Here is a 16,055-nt window from a genome sequence, read left to right on the forward strand (position 1 = left end):
GGGTCACAGGCTGCGGGCGGTGATGTCGCCCTGGGCGACGGTGGCCTTGATGGTCAGGGCGGGGGTGCCGCCGGTGTTGTGCAGGGCGTTGTCGATGCGGCCGTAGGCGGTGCCGGCGTCCAGGGCGGCGCTGACTCCGCGGGCGGCGGTGACGGTGATGTCGCCCTGCTCGGTGCTCAGTGCGAGCGCGCCGTGCACGGCCTCGGCGATGTGCACGTCGCCCCGCAGGGTGCGGATCTCGCCGCCGCCGTGCAGGCGGCCGACCCAGATGTCCGCGTCGAGGCCGCTCAGGCGGGCGCTCGTGGCCTCGTCCAGCTTGACCGAGCCGTGGCCGCCGTCGAAGGTGACCTCGCCCAGGCGTCCCACGCCGCGGAACTCGGCGGCGGAGGACGTGGCCCGCACGCCGGATCCCGCGGGCAGCTGGACGGTGACCTCGAGGGAGCCGGTGGCGCCGAGGAGCCGGTTCTTGGCCTCGGGGGCCTGGATGCGCAGGACGCCGTCGGCGTAGGCGACTTCGGTCTGCTCGGCCGCCTGCACGTCGCGGCTCCGGGCGGGGTCGGCGGGCCGGACCTCGACGGTGGTGTCGGCGCGGTCGGCGGCGATGAACTGGATGCGCCCGGCGGGGATGTCCAGGACGGCGCGGACGGCGGCGGGGGTGGCGAACTTCTGCATCGTGTGCTCCTTCATCCGGTGTCGCGCGCCCCTTGCGGCCCGCTCTTTCCGATGACAGAAACGCTACGTTGCATTCACAGATCTGACAACAAACTTGTTGCATTGCAACCCCATAACCGCAGGTAGATATGGGGAAGTTGAAGCAATGGCCTCGCGCTTAACGCAACAACCCCTCCCCCATTCCGTTGCAATGAGTTGGGCGTGAACGCTATAGTCGGCGGCGTTCACCCACCACCGCGGGCCCGACGGCGGCCCCGGCCACGGCCGCGAAGGAGATTCCCGATGCCGGGAGGCAGGCTCACCCAGCAGGAACGCCGGCAGATCGCCCAGGGTCTTGCCGACAACCTCGCCTACGCCGAGATCGCCCGGCGCCTGGAGCGGCCGACCTCGACGATCACCCGCGAGGTGACGCGCAACGGCGGCCCGGCCGGCTACCGCGCCGAAGTCGCCCACCGCGCCACCGAGCACCGCGCCCACCGCCGCAGGCAGAGCACACCCCGCACCCCGCGCACGCCCCCGCAGCCGCACGGGCGCGACGCCGACGAAGTACGCGCCTACGAGGAGGTGTTCACCGGCGTCATGATCGCCTCGGGCATGCCCACGATGATGTCCCGGGTGGTGGCCTGCCTCGTGCTCACCGACTCCGGCAGCCTCACCGCGGCCGAGCTCGCCCAGCACCTCCAGGTCAGCCCGGCCGCCATCTCCAAGGCGATCGCCTTCCTGGAGAGCCAGGGCTTCGTGCGCCGCGAGCGCGGCGAGGGCCGGCGCGAGCGCTACGTCGTCGACGACGACGTCTACTACCGCTCCATGATGGCCACCGCCCGCGCCACCGCCCAGGTCGTGGCCACCGCCCGCCAGGGCGTCCCCGTCCTGCGCCCCGGCACCCCCGCCGCCACCCGCCTGGAGAACATCGCCCGCTTCCTGGACTTCGTCTCCGAAAGCACCGCCCGCGCCGCCGAACAGGCCCGCGACATCCTCCACACCAAACCCGCCCCCACCCCTGCCGGCGAGAGCGGGAGCGGGAGCACCGCGCCGCCCGCCCGGAAATGACGGCCGGCGGCGCATGAGGGCCGGCCGCGGGGGCACACGGCGCATCACGCACGACAAACCCGGCAAAAACCGCCTGTAAGGGAGGCCCCTGATGCTGCTGATGGCCCGTCCGGTCCTGAAGAACCTGCTCGAGCAGTACGAGACGCTGAGCGCCCTGCACGCCGAAGAGGGCTCCAAGGAGACCCTGCGGCGCCTGGAGGACGTCTCCTACACCCTGTGCGTGTCCACCGGCACCCGCGACATCGACGCGGCCCTCACCGCCGCCCGCCACCGCCTCGCCGCCACCACCCCCACCGGGCGGCACCGCGCACGGCACGCGGCCACCAAGAGCGCCCAGACGCTGGCGAGTTGACCCGGCAGACGCACGCCCGCCACCCCGCCCGGCGCCGCCGCCCGGTGCGGCCGGCCCACCCGGTGCGGCCGGCCCGGCCTGCGGTGTGCACGGCGCGCCGCCGTGCCGCGGCCGCCGTAGCGTTGCGGTCATGTGCTGGAGTGCCACGGCCGATCTCGCGGCGGGAGCGGGCATCGCGGCGGTGGGCGTCGTCTCGGTGGGCCTGGCGGCCCGCCGCCCCCGCGACCTGCCGCTGGCCGCGCTGCCGCTGCTGCTGGGCGCCCACCAGATCGTCGAGGCCGCGGTCTGGCGGCACGGCGGCGGCACCGGGCCCGCCACCCTGGCCTGGGCCGTCATCGCGCTGCCGCTGCTCGCGCTGTGGGTGCCGGCGGCCGTCATGTGCGCGGCGGCGCCCGGTGCCCGGCGCCGCCTGCTGGTTCCGCTGGCCGCGGGGGCGGCGACGGCGGCGGTCCTGGCCCACGCGCTGGTGACGCGCCCGGTCAGTGCCGAGATCCACGGGCACACCGTCGGCTACGCCCTGGGGCTGCCGCAGGCCGGGCCGGTGGTGGCCGGCTACCTGCTGGCCACCGTCGGCTCCCTGCTCCTGTCCGGTGAGCGGGCCCTTGTCCTGTTCGGGGTGCTGGTCGCGGCCGGGGCGGCGGTCTGCTTCGCGCTGTGGCACCAGGAGTATGTCTCCACGTGGTGCGCGTTCGCCGCGGTGTGTTCGCTGCTGCTGGCGCTCCGGGCCGCCAGGCGCCGGCCGGCCCGCGCCACCACCGCCTGAGAGCCTGCCAGCCCCCAGCCCCCAGCCCCCAGCCGTCAGCCGTCAGCCGTCAGCCGTCTCGGTGTACTCGTTCACGCCCCGCACCGCCCGGGAGCCCTGGGCCGCCGCGGCTCGCGGCGGTGGGAGCCGGTGCCGCAGGCCGGGCCCAGGACCGTCCTGGCGTGCACGTCCCCGGCCATCGCCGGGAAGCCGGGCACCGCCGCGTACTGCTCCAGGGACAGGACCTTGAACCCCTCGCAGGCCTCAGAGCCTGTCTTTGAAGCCCCGCCCGCGCCCCGACGCCCGGCACGCCCTCCCCCAAGCTCTCGGCTCCGCTCGAGCAGGGGAGGCCCCAATCCGCCGCTGCGCCCGTGATCCGCGTGAACGACGGGGTTCAAAGACAGGCTCTCAGAGCCCGTCGTACTGCTGCCGTGCGCTCTGCTGTGCGTTCATCGTGTGCCCCCGCATCGCGGCCTGCCGGCCCTCTTTCGGCCGGCAGGCTCCACGGGAGCGGGGCGGCGGCCGTAGTGGCAGAAGCCACAAAGGCCAGGCCCCGGCCCGCCCTGCGGCCGGGCGCCCGGTGCCGGGGCGGCCATGACACCGCCGGCCGGGGCGGGATACGGTCGCTGGAGCAGAGCGGCCAGGGGAGAGAGTTTGACCAGTATTCCGACCGCGTCCCCGTCACCGGAGGACCGGCCCTCCTCGCCCGAGCGGATCTCCTCGCTCGAGCGGGAGGCGGAGCAGCTGCGTGCCACCGCCGGGCGGCTGCGCGAGCAGGTGGCCGAGCTGGAGGTGCGGGCGCGGGCGCGGCCCCGGATCGCGCTGGCCGAGGGCATCCTGGTCGAGCGCTACCGGCTGGCACACGCCCAGGAGGCGTTCATGCTGCTGCGCCGGGCCTCGCAGCACGCCAACATCAAGCTGCACCAGCTGGCCGCCGCGGTGGTGCGCACCCCCGGCCCCGCGCCGGGCGCCGAGAGGTGGCTGCCCGAGCGGACCCGGCCCGCCGACCTGCCCAGCCTGGCCGCGCTGGAGGCCGGCACGCTGGACGCGCGCAACCAGGGCGAGGTGCTCGGCGCCGCGCTGCGCCGCGTGCTGAGCGTCACCGGCACGGACATGGGCAACGTGCAGCTGCTCGAGGACGACGTGCTGCGCATGGCCAAGCACGCGGGGCACCCCCGGCACTTCACCGACCACTTCGCGTTCGTCGACGGGCACACCTCCTGCTCCCGGGCCGCCGAGGCCAGCAGCCAGGTCACCGTCAAGGAGGTGGCCTCCTCGGCCGGGTTCGGCGACGAGGACCGGCGGGTGATCCTCACCTCCGGCAGCCGCGCCTGCCACAGCATCCCGCTCGTCGACGAACGCCAGACCGTGCACGGCGTCATCTCCTCCCACCACGCCCGGCCCCTGATCGGCTTCACCCAGGCCCAGCTGCGGGAGCTGCACGTCACCGGCCGCACCATGGGCGAGTGGATCAGGTGGCACCAGGAGACCGTGCTCCTGGACGCGCTGGAGGACCTGCACCGACTCGCCCTGGCCGGGCAGGCCTGAGCCCCGGCCGGGCAGGCCCAAGCCTCATGGGGCGGGGCGGGTGGCGTAGCGGCGCATGGCGGCCAGGCCGTCGGCAGGGGCCGGGGGCCGGCCGTCGGCGAGCGTGTCCCGCAGGTCGCGGAAGTACTGCACGTACAGGTCCGGGGTGAAGATGCTGAGCATGCGGGCCGGTCGGCCGCCGGGGTTGGCGAAGGTGTGGGGTGCTCCGGCCGGCACCATCACGAAGGTGCCGGGGCCGGCGTCGTGCTCCTGCTGTGCGACCGTGAAGCGCACCGTGCCCGACAGCACGTAGAAGCCCTCGTCGTGCTGGGCGTGGCGGTGCTGCGGCGGTCCGGGAGTGTGCGGGGCGAGGACGGACTCGGTCAGGCCCAGGCGGTGTTCGGTGTTGCTGCCGTCCTCCAGGACGCGCATGTGCGTGGTGCCCAGGGTGAGCGTCTCGCCGTCGCCGGGGCGGACCACCGATACGGCGGGCGCGTCGGCCGTGCGGCCGGTGCGGGGGGCGTCGGTCAGGGGGGCGGGCTGTGTCTCGTCGGTCATGGTCCGATGGGACCGCGCGGGGGCGGCGGGCGTCCAAGACCTGTTCCGCGGGGCCGATACCGGATGGGTATCGTGGCGTGATGGAGCTGCGGACGTTGCGGTACTTCGTGGCGGTCGCCGAGGAACTCCACTTCGGCCGGGCGGCCGTGCGGCTGCACATCAGCCAGCCGCCGCTGAGCCGGGCCGTCAAACAGCTGGAGGCCGACGTCGGCGCGGTGCTGCTGGTCCGCTCGCCGGCCGGTGTCACCCTCACCGCGGCCGGCGCGGTGCTGCTGGCGGAGGCGCGCGCGCTGCTGGAGCGGGCCGCCCTGGCGCGGGAGCGGGTGGCCGCCGCGGCCGGGCCCGGGGCCATCACCGTCGGGGTCCTTGGCGAGGGCACCGACGCGGGGCTGAGCCGGCTGGCCGCCGCCTTCCGCCGCCGGCATCCGGGCGTGGAGGTACGCGTCCGGGAGGCCGATCTGAGCGATCCCACCTGCGGACTGCACGCCGGCCGCGTCGATGTCGCGCTGACGCGCGGGCCCTTCCAGGAGACCGGTCTTTCGGTGCGCACGCTGCGCACCGACGCCGTGGGGGTGCTGCTGCGCGCCGACGACCCGCTGGCCCGCCGCGCGTGCCTGCGCCTGGCCGACCTCGCGCAGCGGCGCTGGTTCAGCTTCCCGCCGGGCACCGACCCGCTGTGGCAGTCCTACTGGGGCGGCGGCGTGCGGCGTGAGGGGCCGGTGGTGCGGGCGGTCGTGGAGTGCCGGCAGGCCGTGCTGTGGAACGGCACCGTCGGCATGACCCTTTTGGACCACCCGCCCTCCCCCGGCCTGGTGGTGGTGCCGCTGGGCGACATGCCGCCCAGTCCGCTGGTGGCCGCGTGGGGTGCGGGCAACGCCGATGTGCTGGTCCGCTCGTTCGTGCGGGTCGCGGCCGGCCTCCACCGGGAACAGGAGCGGGAGCGGGAACAGGAGCGGGAGCGGGAACAGGAGCGGGAGCGGGGACGGGGGCGGGGGGCGGTGGGCGCGCGGCGCGGCGGCGGGTAGCCGTGCGGGGTCCTTCTCCCGGTGTGCCGGGGGGACTTGGCGGGGTGGCGTGCGGGGCTGGGTAGGCTCTGCGGTCATGGGGACCAGCCGTCGCAGCCAGGCCGAGCGGGACGCGATGACCGTGGAGATCGGTTACGCGCTGCTCAGCGCCTGCTTCCTGGGCGCCGTCGTGTTCGGGGCGATCGCCGGCCCGGCCGCCGTCTGGCAGCTTCCCGCCGGCGCCGAGAGGCTGCTGGTGGTCGCGGGCGCCGCGGCCGGCACGGTGCTCGGGGTGCTGCGGGTGGTGCACGTGCTGTGGCGCTGCGCGGGGACCGCCCGCCCCACGGACTGACCCCGCCGCCCCTCCCCCGTCCCCCCTCGCTCTCCGGCTGCCGCGGAGCGGTTCGGCATGCCGGAACGTGTCTCCTGTTCCAGGCTGGAGGGGCTGATACCGGCACCGATCCACCCCCGGGACGAGGGAGCCAAGCGCCATGGGGACCGATGTGTTCCATTCGGAAGTGCCCCTGCGGGTGAACGGCAGGCCCCACAGCCCTGTCGTCGATCACCGGGCGACGCTGCTGGACGTCCTGCGGGAGCAGCTGGACCTGACGGGCGCCAAGAAGGGCTGCGACCACGGCCAGTGCGGTGCCTGCACCGTTTTGGTGGACGGGCGCCGGGCCAACAGCTGTCTGCTGCTGGCGGTCGCCGTCGAGGGATGTGACATCACCACCGTCGAGGGGCTGCACGACGCCGAGGGCGGCCGCCCGCATCCCCTGCAGCGGGCCTTCGTGGAGCGTGACGCCTTCCAGTGCGGGTACTGCACGCCGGGGCAGCTGTGTTCGGCCCTCGGCGTGCTGGCCGAGGCCCGGGCGGGCCACGCCTCGCACGTGACGGACCCGGAGGCGGAGGGCGGTGAGCCGGTGCGGCTGAGCCGGCCGGAGATCCAGGAGCGGCTCAGCGGCAACCTGTGCCGGTGCGGCGCCTATCCGCGCATCGTCGAGGCCGTCCAGGACGTGGCAGCCGCCGAGGACACAGGAGGCGCGGGAGGCGCGGGAGGCGCGGGAGGCGCAGGGGGCGTGGCGGATGCCGTGGGAGGTGGAGTGCGGTGAAGTCCTTCAGGTATGTGCGCGCCCACAGCGTGGAGGAGGCCACCGCGGCGCACGCCGGCCGGCCCACCTCCCGCTATTTGGGCGGCGGGACCAACCTCGTCGACCTGATGAAGCTGGGCGTCGAGCGGCCCGAGACGCTGATCGACGTCAGCCGGCTGCCGCTGGACACCGTCCGGGAACTGCCCGACGGGTCCCTGCGGGTGGGGGCGACGGTGCGCAACAGCGACCTGGCCTCCCACCCGCTGGTCCGCGCCCGCCACCCGGTGCTGTCCCAGGCGCTGCTGGCCGGTGCCTCGGGCCAGCTGCGCAACATGGCCACCACCGGCGGCAACCTGCTCCAGCGCACCCGCTGCCCCTACTTCCAGGACCCGGCCAAGCCGTGCAACAAGCGCGAGCCCGGCTCGGGCTGCGGCGCGCGCGAGGGCGTCCACCGCGACCACGCGGTGCTGGGGCACTCCGCGCAGTGCATCGCCACCCACCCCTCCGACATGGCGGTCGCGCTGGCCGCGCTGGACGCGCAGGTCGAACTGCAGGGGGTGCGCGGGACCCGGACGGTGCCGGCCGCCGAATTCCACCGGCTGCCGGGCGAGCGGCCGCAGGCGGACACCGAGATCGCCCACGGCGAGCTGATCACCGCCGTGCTGCTCCCGCCGCCGGCGCCGGGCACCGTCTCGGCCTACCGCAAGGCACGCGACCGCGCCTCCTACGCCTTCGCGCTCGCCTCGGTGGCCGTGGTCGTGCGCGTGCGGGAGGGGACCGTGGAGGAGGTGCGGATCGCTTTCGGCGGGCTGGCCCACCGGCCCTGGCGGGCCCGGCGCGCCGAGGAGGCGCTGCGGGGGGCCGCGCCGGGCGGCGAGGCCTTCGAGCGGGCGCTGGACGCCGAGCTCGCCGCGGCCGAGCCGCTGCGCGACAACGCCTTCAAGGTGCCCCTGGCCCGCAGTCTGGCCTGCGACGTCCTGCGCCGCCTGACCCGCCAGGACCAGGCCCCCGGCGCCGGGGGCTGACCCGGCGGGACCCGCCTGTCCTTCGTACGTACGTATCCGCCTGCAGGGAGAAACACCATGCCGCAGACCGCCGACGCGCTGGGGGCGGACCTCGAGCGCCGGGAGGGCACCGACAAGGTGCTCGGCAGCGCCCGCTACGCCGCCGAGCACACCCCGAAGGGCTGCGCCTACGCGTGGCCGGTCGCGGCCACCGTGGCGCGCGGCGAGGTGCGCACGGTGGACGACGCGGCGGCGCTGGCGCTGCCCGGGGTGGTGACGGTGCTGCACCACCGCAACGCGCCGCGCCTGGCCGAGCCGGACGACGCCACCCTCGCCGTGCTGCAGGACGCCCGGGTGCCGCACCGCGGCTGGTACGTGGCGCTGGTGGTCGCCGACACCCTGGAGGCGGCCCGCGAGGGCGCCGCGGCCGTCAGGGTCACCTACGCCGAGGAGCCGCACGATGTCACCCTGCGGGCCGAACACCCCGACGCCTACGTGCCCGAGGACTCCGACGGGACCTCGGGCGAGCACGTGCGCGGCGACGCGGAGGCCGCGTTCGCGGCCGCGCCGGTGCGGGTGGACACCGGCTACCGGGTGCCGCCGCTGCACAACCACCCCATGGAGCCGCACGCGGCCACCGCGCACTGGCAGGAGGGGCACCTGAGCGTGTACGACTCCAGCCAGGGCGCCACCACCGTGCGCGAGGTGCTGGCCGGCCTGTTCGGGCTGCGCAAGGAGCAGGTGACGGTCGTCTCCGAGCACGTGGGCGGCGGGTTCGGGTCCAAGGGCACGCCTCGCCCGCACGTGGTGCTGGCCGTCATGGCCGCCCGCGCCACGGGCCGCCCGGTCAAACTCGCCCTGCCGCGCCGGCAGTTGCCGGCCGTGGTGGGGCACCGCGCGCCGACCCTGCACCGGGTGCGGCTGGGCGCGGGCACGGACGGCACACTCACCTCGGTGATCCACGAGGTGAGCGCGCACACCTCGCGCGTCAAGGAGTTCATGGAGACCGGGGCGGCCGCCACCCGCGTCATGTACGCCTCGCCGCACGGGCGGACCACGCACCGGGCGGTGCCGCTGGATGTGCCCAGCCCGTCCTGGATGCGGGCCCCGGGCGAGGCGCCGGGCATGTACGCGCTGGAGTCGGCGATGGACGAGCTCGCCCAGGCGCTGGGCATCGACCCCGTCGAGCTGCGGCTGCGCAACGACACCGGGCACGAGCCGGACAGCGGCAAGCCCTTCAGCAGCCGGCATCTGGCGGAGTGCCTGCGGGAGGGGGCGCGCCGCTTCGGCTGGGCGGAGCGCGATCCGCGGCCCCGTACCCGCCGGGAGGGGCCGTTGCTGGTGGGCAGCGGGGTGGCGGCGGCGACCTATCCGGTCGTGGTCGCGCCGTCCCGGGCGGGCGTGCAGGCCTGCCCGGACGGCACGTTCGTGGTCCGGATCAACGCCACCGACATCGGGACCGGGGCGCGGACCGTGCTCGCGCAGGTCGCCGCCGACGCGCTGGGGGTGGCGGTGGAGCGGGTGCGCACCGAGATCGGCAGCAGTGACCTGCCTTCGGCGCCGCTGGCCGGCGGCTCCTCGGGCACGGCCTCCTGGGGGTGGGCGGTGCACGAGGCGTGCACGGCGCTGGCCGGGCGCCTGGCGGAGCAGCGCGGGCAGCGGCTGCCGCCGGAGGGGGTCAGTGCCACGGCCGACACGGCGGGGCGGGCCGATGCGGACAGCTCCTATGCCCGGCACGCGTTCGGCGCGCACTTCGCCGAGGTCGCGGTGGACACGGTCTCCGGTGAGGTCCGGGTGCGGCGGCTGCTCGGCGTCTACGCCGCCGGGCGCATCCTCAACTCCCGTACCGCCCGTTCGCAGTTCGTCGGGGCGATGACGATGGGGCTGGGGATGGCGCTGATGGAGGGCAGCACGATGGATGCCGCCTTCGGGGACTTCACGGAGAGCGATCTGGCGTCCTACCACGTGCCGGCGCACGCGGATGTGCCGCACATCGAGGCGCACTGGATCGAGGAGGACGATCCGCATCTCAACCCGATGGGCAGCAAGGGCATCGGCGAGATCGGCATCGTGGGGACGGCCGCGGCGATCGGCAACGCGGTGCACCACGCGACAGGGGTACGGCTGCGGGAACTCCCCCTGACCCCGGACCGGGTGCTCACCGGCGCCCTGTAGGGGCCCGGGCGGTCAGGAGGCGGTGCGGGAGCGGCTCTCGCGGGTCCAGGAGAGGACTTCGGGTGCCGTCCAGGTGCTCACCACGCGTTCGGCGGGCACCTTGCACTCCTCGGCCCGTGCGCAGCCGATGATCTGCCAGTCGAGCTGGCCGGGCGCGTGGGCGTCGGTGTCGACGGCGAACAGCGTGCCGGCCCGGACCGCCTGGCGCAGCAGGCGGCGGGGCGGGTCGAGGCGTTCGGGGCGGCTGTTGATCTCCACGGCGGTGCGGGCGGCCGCGCAGGCGGCGAAGACTTCCGCCGCGTCGAACTGCGACTCGGGGCGGCCGCGGCCGGTGACCAGGCGGCCGGTGCAGTGGCCGAGCACGTCGGCGCGGGGGTTGCTCACCGCGGTGACCAGACGGCGTGTCATCGCGGCCGCGTCCATGCGCAGTTTGGAGTGCACCGAGATCACCACGACGTCCAGGCGGTCCAGCAGGTCGGGTTCCTGGTCCAGGGAGCCGTCGTCGAGGATGTCGCACTCGATGCCGGTCAGCAGCCGGAAGGGCGCCCACTGCTCGTTGAGGGCGGCCACCACCTCCAGCTGGTCGCGCAGCCGTTCGGGCGAGAGGCCGCGGGCCACCGTCAGGCGGGGCGAGTGGTCGGTGAGCACGGCCCATTCGTGGCCGATCTCCCGGGCGGCGCGGCCCATCGCCTCGATGGGGCTGCCGCCGTCGGACCAGTCGGAGTGCAGATGGCAGTCGCCGCGCAGCAGGGCCCGCAGCCGGCTGCCGGCGCCCTCGGCCAGCGGCGCGCGGGCCTCCTCCTCCAGGCGCTGGAGGTAGCCGGGCATGGTGCCGGCCAGTGCCTCGCGGATCACGGCGGCGGTCTTGGGCCCGATCCCCTTGAGGGATTCCAGGGAGCCGTCGTAGGCCCGGCGCTCCAGCTCCGGCCGCGGGAGGTTCCCGCTCACCTCGGCGGCGGTGCGAAAGGCGCGTACGCGGTAGGTGGGGGCGCGGCCCCGCTCGAGGAGGAAGGCGATGCGTTCCAGGGCCTCCACGGGCTCCATGACACCTCCGGGCGGGCGGTACGTGCGAGTGGGCGGGCGGGCGGGTGGGTTCCAGCGTCGCGCAGGCGGCGGGGTGCGGCACGGCGAGCGGCGCGCTGCGGGTGGTCAGTGCGGGGGGTGGGCGGCGCGGCCGCCGGCGCCCAGCGGGCCGCTCTGGGGGATGGGGCGGCTTGGCGGGCGGCGGTGGAAGCGGGCCCGGGCCAGGCGGGTGATCAGGGGCGGGAGCAGGCCGCGGCCGGCCTGGGCCAGCCGGGTCCAGGCCGGGATGTAGACGGCGGTGCGGCGGTGTTCGATGGCGTCGGCCAGGCGGGCGGCGACCGGGGCCGGGGGGCGGATGCGGCGGGCGGGGGGCGGCAGCAGGGCGCGCGGCTCGCGCAGCGCGGCGTGGGTGTCCACCTCGGCCAGCATGTCGGTGTCCAGCCAGTTGAGGTAGGCGATGCCCACCGCGACGCCGCGGTGGGCGGTTTCGGCGCGCAGGGCGTGGGTGAAGGCCTCCACGCCGGCTTTGGAGGCGCAGTAGGCGCTCAGCAGGGGGACGGCGCCCAGCGCGGCCAGGGAGGCGATCTGCAGGTGGTAGCCGCGGGTGTGCAGCAGGTCGGGCAGGAAGGCCTGGGCGGTCAGGGCGCTGCCGGTCAGGTTCACCTCGATCACCCGGCGCCAGGAGTGCGGGTCGGCGCTTTGCAGGGGGCCGGCCTGGGCGATGCCGGCGTTGGCGACGACGACGGAGGGCGGTCCCAGCCGTTCGCGTACGGTGCGGGCGGCGGCGTGCAGGGCCGCCGGGTCGGTGACGTCGACGTGCAGGGCGAGGGCGGGTGTGGGCAGGGTGGCCGCCACCTGTTCCAGCGCGGCCCGCTCCAGGCCCAGCAGGGCGATGCGGGCGTTGCGCTGTGCCAGCTCCCGTACGAGTGCGGCGCCCAGTCCGCGGGCGGCGCCGGTCACCACGACGGTGCGGTCGCGCAGGGGGCCGGGGTGCATGCGGGCGCCCCTCACGGGTGGGGCGGGGTGCCGGTGCGGTCGCGGGTGGTGAGGTGGCGCTGGGTGCGGGTCAGCGGGAGCGGCAGGCGGCGGCGCAGGGCGGCGCGGGCGGCGTTGGCGCCGGGGGCGCCGTGGACGCCGCCGCCGGGGTGGGCGGCGGCCGAGGCCAGGTAGAGGCCGGGCAGGGGGGTTTCGGGGCGGCCGGTGCCCGGCAGGGGGCGGAAGAACAGCTGCTGGTGCAGGGAGGTGGTGCCGCCGTTGAGGGCGCCGGCGTGCAGGTTGCGGTCCAGGGCCTGCAAGGTGGGCGGGGCCAGGATGCGGCGGGCGCGGATCAGGGTGCGGAAGCCGGGGGCGAAGCGTTCGACCTGCTGCTCGATCCGGTCGGCCATCCGCTCCTGGTCCGCCCTCCGCCAGGCGCCGGAGATGTCGTCCTCGCCGGCGTCGGCGCGGATCTCCTGGGGGACGTGGGTGTAGGCCCAGGCGGACTCGGTGCCGGCGGGTGAGCGGGTGGCGTCCGCGGTCGTCATCTGGCCGAAGAGCAGGAAGGGCCGGTCGGGTACCTGGTGCATGGCCAGCTGGGCGGCGAAGCGGGTGAGTTCGTCGACGCCGTCGGCCAGGTGGACGGTGCCCGCGCCGGCCGCTTCCCTGGCCTGCCAGGGCACCGGTTTCTCCAGCGCCCAGTCGACCTTGAAGGTGGCGAAGTCCCACTGGAAGCGGCGCAGGTCGGCCAGGAGCTGGTCGGGCAGGTGCTGGGGGGCGATGAGGTCGCCGTAGAGGGCGGGCAGGGACACGTCGGCCAGGACGGCGCGCGTGGCGGGCACGGTGTCGCCGTCGGCGGTGCGCACGGCCACCGCGCGCCCGTCCCGCACGATGATCTGTTCGGCCCGGCGGCCGCAGTGCACCGCCGCGCCGCGCGTCTGAAGGCGCCGGGTCAGGGCGGCGGTCAGTTCGCCGGCGCCGCCCACCGGGACGGGGAAGCCGTAGCTCTGGCCGAGCATCGCCATGAGCCAGCCGAAGCCGCCGCTGCCGGCCGCCTCGGGGGCGAGGTCGGCGTGCAGGGCGTTGCCGGCCAGCAGGAGCCGGCCGCCCTCGCCGGTGAACTCCTCCTCGCCCAGCCGGCGGACCGGCAGCAGCAGGGTGCGGGCCATGCGCAGCGCGCCCGCGGTCTTGAGCCGGTAGGCCAGGCGGGCGCTGGCCCGTACCGGCGGGAAGGGGGTGAACAGGGCGTCCAGCAGGTCGGGGCGGATGTCGTCCCACAGGGCGTGCAGGCGCTGCCAGGCCGCGCCGTCGCCGGGGGCGAACGCGTCCAGGGAGGCGGCGGTGGCCTGGGGGCTGCGGTCCAGGACGGCGCAGCGGCCGTCGCCCAGGGGGTGGGCCACCACGTGCGGGGCGTGGCTCCAGCGCAGTCCGTGCTCGTGCAGGCGCAGCCGGTGCAGGACCGGCGAGGCGGCCGCCAGCGGGTAGAAGGAGCTGCACAGGTCGTTGACGAAGTCGGGGTGCACGCCCCGGTCGTGGCGGACCGCGCCGCCCGGCTCAAGCTGTTCCTCCAGGACGGTGACGCTCCAGCCGGCATCGGCCAGGAGGTTGGCCGCGACCAGCCCGTTGGGGCCGGCCCCGATGACCACGGCGTCAGGCACGGCCCGCTCCGCTCGTGGCGCGGCCCGCTTCGGCTTCGCACACCCGGGCCAGGCGGGCGAGCATGGCGCGGTGGCGGACCTGGATGAGGGGTTCGACGAGGGTGTTGTGCAGGGCGCCGGCCGCGCCGCGCAGCGGGTGTTCGTCGACGGTGACCAGGCAGTGCTCGCCCCAGGGCCGCACGTCCAGGGCGATGCGGGCGGTGCCCAGGGCGCCGGCCTTGGCCTCCAGTTCCAGGACGGTGCCCTCCTCGCAGCGGCGTACGACGGTTTCGTTGGTGACCCGCAGCGGGCCCAGCCGTACCTCGTACTCCAGGGCCGCGCCGACCTGCGGCCAGTGGCCGCGCACCGGTTTTGAGGAGGCGGTGCCCACCACCCATTGGGCGTAGCGGCTGCTGTCGGCCAGCACGCTCCATACCGTCGCCGGGCTCACCGTGATCAGTCGATGACGCCGTGCCATCCATGCCTCCCTGACTCGCCGTCATCGCCGGGTGCCCCGATCCGCCGTCCTCAACATCGTGCGGGAGATGCGTCGTCTTCGCGCCCCGGGGGCAGGTGTGCGGGCATGCGTTGGCGGGGTGCGGCGTGTCGCGGCCGGGGCCGCGGCGGGTGAGACTTCCAAGGGGCCGGGTGCGGCGCCCGGCTCCCCCGGGTGCTTTTTTCAAGGAGGCGGCAGCGCACGTGAGCGACGGCAACGACTCCCGCCCGCGGCGGCGGCTGGTCCTGGTGACCGGGGCCACCGGCTACATCGGGGGCCGGCTGGTGCCCGAACTGCTGGCGGAGGGGTACCGGGTGCGGTGTCTGGCCCGCTCGCCGGAGAAGCTGCGCGATCATCCCTGGGCCGGTCAGGTGGAGGTGGTGCGCGGCGATGTGCGCGACGCGCGCTCGCTGGCCGGCGCGTTCGAGGGGGTGGAGGTGGCCTACTACCTGGTGCACGCGCTGAGCACCGGGGCCGGCTTCGAGGACACCGACCGGCGCTCGGCCCGCACCTTCGCCGAGCGGGCCGGGGCGGGCGGGGTGCGGCGCATCGTGTATCTGGGCGGGCTGACCCCGGCCGGGGTGAGCGAGCGGGAGCTGTCGCCGCATCTGCGCTCGCGGGCCGAGGTGGGCCGGATCTTCCTGGACTGCCCGGTGCCCAGCGCGGTGCTGCGGGCGGCGGTCATCATCGGGTCGGGCTCGGCGTCCTTCGAGATGCTGCGCTACCTCACCGAGCGCCTCCCGGTCATGGTCACCCCCAGCTGGGTGCGCACCCGCATCCAGCCGGTCGCGGTGCGCGACGTGCTGCGCTATCTGGTGGCCTGCGCCGAGCTGCCCGCCGAGGTCAACCGGGGCTTCGACATCGGCGGGCCGGACGTGATGACCTACCGCGACATGATGCGGACCTACGCGCGGGTGGCCGGGCTGCGGCACCGGCTGATCGTGCCGGTGCCGCTGCTGACCCCCACGCTCTCCAGCCACTGGGTCGGCCTGATCACGCCCGTGCCGCGCGGCATCGCCCGGCCGCTGGCGGAGTCGCTGCGCCACGAAGTGGTCTGCCAGGAGCACGACATCGCCGACTGGGTTCCCGACGGGCCGGACCGGCCGCTGCCCTTCACCAAGGCGCTGCGGCTGGCGCTGCGGCGCATCCAGGAGGCGCAGGTGAGCACCCGCTGGTCCTCGGCCGCGGTGCCCGGCGCGCCCAGTGATCCGCTGCCCACCGACCCCGACTGGGCCGGCGGCAGCCTCTACACCGACCACCGCACCCTGGTCGTGGACGCCTCGGCGGCGGCGCTGTGGCGGGTCATCGAGGGCATCGGCGGCGACAACGGCTGGTACTCCTTCCCGCTGGCCTGGGCGGTGCGGGGCTGGCTGGACCGGCTGGCGGGCGGGGTGGGCCTGCGCCGGGGGCGCCGCGACGCGCACCGGCTGCGGGTGGGTGACTCCCTGGACTTCTGGCGGGTGGAGGAGATCGAGCCGGGCCGGCTGCTGCGGCTGCGCGCCGAGATGCGGCTGCCCGGCCTGGCCTGGCTGGAGATGCGGGTGGAACACGACGGGGCGGGCCGCACCCGCTACAGCCAGCGCGCCCTGTTCCACCCGCGCGGCCTGGCCGGCCACGCCTACTGGTGGGCGGTGGCGCCCTTCCACACGGTGGTCTTCGGCGGCATGGCCCGCAACATCGCCAAGGCGGCGGGCAAGGAGCCCGAGCGGGCCTGAGCGCCTGTCTTTGAGCCCCGGTCGTTCGCGCGCGGCG

16 protein-coding genes are annotated in these 16,055 nt (G+C 75.6%); 10 read left to right on the top strand and 6 right to left on the bottom strand.

Annotated features, from left to right (window positions below; all coding sequences use genetic code 11):
- Positions 1-3 precede the first annotated feature (3 nt).
- A complete protein-coding gene (locus AC07DO_RS34745; protein WP_479065566.1) occupies positions 4-672 on the bottom strand; it encodes a DUF4097 family beta strand repeat-containing protein in 669 nt (222 codons plus the stop codon).
- A gap of 282 nt (positions 673-954) precedes the next feature.
- Between AC07DO_RS34745 and AC07DO_RS34750 the strand changes: the two genes are divergently transcribed.
- From AC07DO_RS34750 to AC07DO_RS34765, 4 genes are all read left to right on the top strand, one after another.
- Positions 955-1,722: a helix-turn-helix domain-containing protein gene (locus AC07DO_RS34750; RefSeq protein WP_479065568.1), complete on the top strand. Its 768-nt coding sequence runs from the start codon at positions 955-957 to the stop codon at positions 1,720-1,722.
- Between the two features lie 94 nt (positions 1,723-1,816).
- Positions 1,817-2,074, top strand: coding sequence for a DUF5133 domain-containing protein (locus AC07DO_RS34755; RefSeq protein WP_479065919.1), 258 nt, complete (start codon positions 1,817-1,819; stop codon positions 2,072-2,074).
- A 130-nt stretch (positions 2,075-2,204) separates the two neighbouring features.
- Positions 2,205-2,837, top strand: a complete 633-nt coding sequence (locus AC07DO_RS34760) for a DUF6629 family protein (protein WP_479065570.1) — start codon at positions 2,205-2,207, stop codon at positions 2,835-2,837.
- A gap of 633 nt (positions 2,838-3,470) precedes the next feature.
- A complete protein-coding gene (locus AC07DO_RS34765) occupies positions 3,471-4,364 on the top strand; it encodes an ANTAR domain-containing protein (RefSeq protein WP_479065572.1) in 894 nt (297 codons plus the stop codon).
- Between the two features lie 24 nt (positions 4,365-4,388).
- On the opposite strand, the gene AC07DO_RS34770 is transcribed toward AC07DO_RS34765, so the two are convergent.
- A complete protein-coding gene (locus AC07DO_RS34770; RefSeq protein WP_479065574.1) occupies positions 4,389-4,901 on the bottom strand; it encodes a cupin domain-containing protein in 513 nt (170 codons plus the stop codon).
- Between the two features lie 80 nt (positions 4,902-4,981).
- Between AC07DO_RS34770 and AC07DO_RS34775 the strand changes: the two genes are divergently transcribed.
- The 5 genes from AC07DO_RS34775 (at position 4,982) to AC07DO_RS34795 (ending at position 10,172) form a co-directional block, all read left to right on the top strand.
- Positions 4,982-5,926, top strand: coding sequence for a LysR family transcriptional regulator (locus AC07DO_RS34775; protein WP_479065576.1), 945 nt, complete (start codon positions 4,982-4,984; stop codon positions 5,924-5,926).
- A 76-nt stretch (positions 5,927-6,002) separates the two neighbouring features.
- Positions 6,003-6,257 carry a DUF6332 family protein gene (locus tag AC07DO_RS34780; protein ID WP_479065578.1) on the top strand — a complete coding sequence of 85 codons (255 nt, stop codon included), beginning with the start codon at positions 6,003-6,005 and terminating at the stop codon, positions 6,255-6,257.
- A gap of 139 nt (positions 6,258-6,396) precedes the next feature.
- Positions 6,397-7,014, top strand: a complete 618-nt coding sequence (locus AC07DO_RS34785; RefSeq protein WP_479065579.1) for a (2Fe-2S)-binding protein — start codon at positions 6,397-6,399, stop codon at positions 7,012-7,014.
- Entirely contained in the window at positions 7,011-8,018 is a 1,008-nt protein-coding gene (locus AC07DO_RS34790; protein WP_479065581.1) for an FAD binding domain-containing protein, read from the top strand. Before AC07DO_RS34785 ends, AC07DO_RS34790 begins: the two co-directional genes overlap by 4 nt.
- A 57-nt stretch (positions 8,019-8,075) precedes the next feature.
- Positions 8,076-10,172 carry a xanthine dehydrogenase family protein molybdopterin-binding subunit gene (locus AC07DO_RS34795; protein ID WP_479065583.1) on the top strand — a complete coding sequence of 699 codons (2,097 nt, stop codon included), beginning with the start codon at positions 8,076-8,078 and terminating at the stop codon, positions 10,170-10,172.
- Positions 10,173-10,184: 12 nt separating this feature from the next.
- Here AC07DO_RS34795 and AC07DO_RS34800 read toward each other — a convergent pair whose 3' ends face one another.
- The 4 genes from AC07DO_RS34800 to AC07DO_RS34815 form a co-directional block, all read right to left on the bottom strand.
- Entirely contained in the window at positions 10,185-11,216 is a 1,032-nt protein-coding gene (locus AC07DO_RS34800) for a PHP domain-containing protein (protein ID WP_479065585.1), read from the bottom strand.
- Between the two features lie 105 nt (positions 11,217-11,321).
- Positions 11,322-12,191: an SDR family oxidoreductase gene (locus AC07DO_RS34805; protein WP_479065587.1), complete on the bottom strand. Its 870-nt coding sequence runs from the start codon at positions 12,189-12,191 to the stop codon at positions 11,322-11,324.
- Between the two features lie 11 nt (positions 12,192-12,202).
- A complete protein-coding gene (locus AC07DO_RS34810; protein ID WP_479065589.1) occupies positions 12,203-13,828 on the bottom strand; it encodes a phytoene desaturase family protein in 1,626 nt (541 codons plus the stop codon).
- On the bottom strand, positions 13,821-14,285 hold the full coding sequence (locus tag AC07DO_RS34815; protein ID WP_479065591.1) for an SRPBCC family protein: 465 nt from the start codon (positions 14,283-14,285) through the stop codon (positions 13,821-13,823). The genes AC07DO_RS34810 and AC07DO_RS34815 overlap by 8 nt, the downstream gene beginning before the upstream one ends.
- Positions 14,286-14,506: 221 nt before the next feature.
- Here AC07DO_RS34815 and AC07DO_RS34820 point away from each other — a divergent pair, with 221 nt between their 5' ends.
- Entirely contained in the window at positions 14,507-16,018 is a 1,512-nt protein-coding gene (locus tag AC07DO_RS34820) for an SDR family oxidoreductase (RefSeq protein ID WP_479065593.1), read from the top strand.
- The last annotated feature ends 37 nt before the right edge of the window (positions 16,019-16,055 follow it).

It is taken from the genome of Streptomyces sp. NPDC045678, from assembly GCF_056432085.1.